Genomic DNA, 3,827 nt, shown 5'->3' with positions numbered 1-3,827 from the left:
AAAGGTGGTATTAAAATAAATCCAAATGATTTTTCACAAGATGAATTAGAAAGAATTAGTAAAGGATATGCTTCTACAATGTTTAAATATATTGGAGAAAATAGAGATATACCAGCACCTGATCTAGGAACAAATTCTCAAACCATGGCTTGGATTATGGATGAATATGGACAATCAAACGGGTATAACCCGGCTATTGTTACTGGAAAGCCAATTGAACTTGGTGGATCTGTGGGGAGAGATGCAGCAACAGGTCGTGGAGCTCTTTTCGTCCTTCAAGAATTTTTGAATGACATAAAGATTAATCCCCAAAAAGCAAGAACTGTAGTCCAAGGATTTGGGAATGTTGGTTCATGGTTTTCCGCTCTGGCCTCCGCTAATGGAATACCAGTAATTGCAGTAGCAGACCATCTAGGAGGAGTTGTTTCATACGACGGTCTCGACATTAACGCCCTTTGGGATTATGCAAAAATTAATGGTACAGTAGCAGGTTTCACCGGAGGTGAAAAATGCTTACCAGAGGATATTTTTTCTATTGAAGCCGACATATTAGTGCCAGCCGCTATTGAAAATGTCATTACCGAAAACGTTGCAAAATCAATTTCACATAAAGTCATTCTTGAAGCCGCAAATCATCCAACTACGCCAGAGGCCGACGAATTATTAGCCGAAAGAGGAATAACTGTTCTACCTGACATTTTAGTAAATGGTGGAGGGGTAACTGTATCTTATTTTGAGTGGACGCAGAATTTACAGCAATTCAGCTGGCAAGAAGAACAGGTCAACAATGAACTTAAATTACGAATGAAAGCTGCCTATAACTCAGTTGCCGAAAAGGTAAAAAATAGTGGGCTGACATTCAGAGAAGCTGCATTTGAAATAGCTGTTGAAAAAGTTACTGAAACTGCGAAACTTCGCGGTTTCGTTTAAAGAATTTAAGCCTTTTGCGGCGGCCTCGCTAGTAATAATGCTAATAAAACTACCATTAGCGCAAGTAAAAATATAGCAAATGAAAGCGTGTAACTATCAGTTTGATCCCTGATAATTCCTGCCATCAATGGGCCTGCAGCGCCAACGGGTCCTGACATTACTTGTGAAAGGCCACGAATCGCACCTAAGTGCCGTCTCCCAAAATAATTTGCAAATAAAAGCGTCTGGGCAATTGTCCAGCCACCAGTGCCTAGTCCAAACAAAATTGCAAAAGCTACTGCAAGCCAGATGCTAGTTGCGAACGTAATTACGATCATTGATGCAGCAGTGAATAAAGTTGCAATAATGGTTGCCCAGCGCACATGAATTTTGTCCATCAGAGCGCCCCAACCATATGCGGAGGCAGCGGCAGTCCCCATTATTATAAAAACAAATACTCCTGCGAACGAAGATTCAATTCCCCCCCTGTCGATCACGCTGGAAACTGCATGAAGATTGACTGCAGTCTGGGCAAAAATTACAGTCATTGTAGCCACAGTGATTAACCAAAATGCTGCTGTCCTTCTAGCTTCTAAAAGTGTGAAGGAATGCTCAGTTTCTTGAATAACAGATTGGTCATTAATTTTTTCCAATGAAGTTGAGTCTTCTTGCCCGTCGGGGTTTAGACCAAAATCTTCAGGCCGTCTTCTCAAGAAAATCCAGCCAGGTATTACGATAAGAGCTATCGTGGTAAGAGCCAAAAAAGCATAGGCATGACGCCATGAATACGCGACTATTATTGGAGTAATAATTATCATTGGGTACAGAGCCTGGCCTGCTCGTAAACCAATGCCGAGAAACGATACTGCTCTTCCTCGTTTTTTTATGAACCAATTACCTACTGCGACTGAAGTACCAAGATTAATACCGGCAAGGGCCGCAGTTCTGCCTAGACCGAAAAATCCCCAGAATTGCCAGACTTCTTGCATTAAAGCTAATCCAATCAAACAACCGGTCATTATCATTCCAGCAACAACGACCGAGGCTCTTGCTCCGTATCGATCAAGCTGGCGTCCGACAATTGCGGACACCAAAGAGCCAAACAAGCTACCGGCTGTAAAGGCAATCGATATCTCTGTAAATGTCCAACCCATGTCCTCATTTAATGGAACAACAAATACTGAAAGCACAGGACCATACATTGGAACCTGAGCCGCAGATACAAGTACTGAAGCAGCTACGATACCCCAACCATAAAATGTTTTTTTGAATGGCCAAAGCCTTGGGAGTTTTTGAATTTTATCTGTGCTCATCAAGGCACACTCTAACAGCTTTGCTTGGATCGAGTGGTTTCGCAAAATAAAATGTAATCAACCCGATAAAAAATGCGCCCGCTGCGCCAATGAACGCTAAGTCATAACTGCCGTATTGATCAAATAAAAACGCAGCGATTAGTGGTCCGCTTATGCCAATTATGCCTTCAACCGGAGAAATAAAACCTTTGATTGAACCAGCGTGCATTCTTCCAAAATAATTAGGAATCATTACCATCTGAGATACAGTCCAACCTCCTGTGGCTACCCCAAAGGTGATAGCAAACAGAGTCGCCAAAACATAGGATTCTGCGAATAGCAATATAAACATCGAGACGATGAACAATCCCATCGAAATCATACTTACATGCCTAACATGTAAATGATCAAGTAAAAATCCCCATCCCATCATTGAAACTGCTGCAACGCCTGTAAACATACTGGCTATAGTGATTGAAAGACCTTCGGACATTCCCTGATCCTGAAAATTAGCTACCGCATGAACATTAATTGCGATCTGAGCTGCAATACCTGCAGACATACCAATCGTTATCATCCATAGGGTCCGAGTCTTTCGCACTTGCTTCAAATCCCATGAGATTTCATGGTCAATTGATTCATTCTTATCTACGGAATTTATCCTTATTCCATCAGGCACCATTCCATAATCTTCAGGTCTTCTCCGGATGAAAAAAAATGCAGGCAATGTAATGAAAAGTAGTGCAATTACAGCAAGTACTGCAAATGATTCCCTCCATCCGAGAATTAGCAGCACCGGCATTATCAGAATAGGAACTATAGCCTGCCCTCCACGCTGGCCCATTGCTCGAATAGCAGTGGCCCGCCCTCTATTTTTAATAAACCAATTAGCTATAGCGACAGACGTACCTAAGCTAACTCCGGCTAGGGCAGCAGATCTCGCAATGCCGTAAGCAATCCAAAAATGCCATGGTTCAGACATCGTTGCAATTCCAAAAAGAGCACTAGCCACTGTAATACCTGCAATAACTGTTACTGTTCGAGCACCATACTTATCTAAAACACTGCCTATGACTGCCGAAAGCAAAGAGCCACCAATACTTCCAAAAGTGAAGGCAATAGTGATAGTTGAACGTGACCAACCTAGCTCGTCTTCAATCGGCTTTACAAAAACAGAAAAAACCGGACCATACATTGGTACTTGAGCAATAGATATCAAAAAACTTGCATAGACAATGGCCCAACCATAGAAAAATTTTGAAGGCCATAATTTTGGTAGACCACGAACAGGAGGAACTATACGCATCAGCAAAGGATACCTTAATCTAGTGTTTTAATATCAGCAGGTTCTTGAAAAATTGTATAGATTTAAGTAGAAATTCGTTGATATATGGTTGAGGCTTCTATGAATAATTCTGAGAAAAGAAAAAAACTACGCGAATATCTAGCAAGTGACAGTTGCATACAACCTGCGTCAGTATTTGATCCAATATCGTCACGCATTGCATCTGATTTAGGCTTTGATATTGGAATTCTTGGAGGTTCAGTAGCAAGTGCAGTTATTCTGGGTGCACCAGATCTTAATTTAATTACTTCGACCGAGCTAGCTGGACAGGTATCCCGTAT

4 protein-coding genes are annotated in these 3,827 nt (G+C 41.7%); 2 read left to right on the top strand and 2 right to left on the bottom strand.

Translation table 11 applies throughout. The features are described from left to right. Window positions 1-930 (top strand): glutamate dehydrogenase (locus tag MK127_08335; protein MCH2532798.1); only part of this gene is annotated, 930 nt, incomplete at its 5' end. Window positions 931-935: 5 nt separating this feature from the next. On the opposite strand, the gene MK127_08330 is transcribed toward MK127_08335, so the two are convergent. Together MK127_08330 and MK127_08325 are read right to left on the bottom strand one after the other, a co-directional pair. Continuing rightward, a complete protein-coding gene (locus MK127_08330) occupies window positions 936-2,222 on the bottom strand; it encodes an MFS transporter (GenBank protein MCH2532797.1) in 1,287 nt (428 codons plus the stop codon). After that, the gene (locus MK127_08325; GenBank protein ID MCH2532796.1) at window positions 2,209-3,507 is read right to left on the bottom strand and encodes an MFS transporter; all 1,299 of its coding nucleotides are present in this window, start codon (window positions 3,505-3,507) and stop codon (window positions 2,209-2,211) included. The genes MK127_08330 and MK127_08325 overlap by 14 nt, the downstream gene beginning before the upstream one ends. A 99-nt stretch (window positions 3,508-3,606) precedes the next feature. On the opposite strand from MK127_08325, the gene MK127_08320 reads away from it, so the two are divergent. Beyond that, window positions 3,607-3,827, top strand: a 221-nt coding sequence (locus MK127_08320) for an oxaloacetate decarboxylase (GenBank protein ID MCH2532795.1), incomplete at its 3' end; no start/stop codon positions are given.

The organism is Dehalococcoidia bacterium (assembly GCA_022449765.1).
In the GTDB taxonomy this organism is placed as follows: domain Bacteria; phylum Chloroflexota; class Dehalococcoidia; order Lucifugimonadales; family Australimonadaceae; genus UBA2963.
The sequence above is the reverse complement of the archived record's forward strand: the minus strand, read 5'-3'. Positions and strand labels throughout refer to the sequence as shown.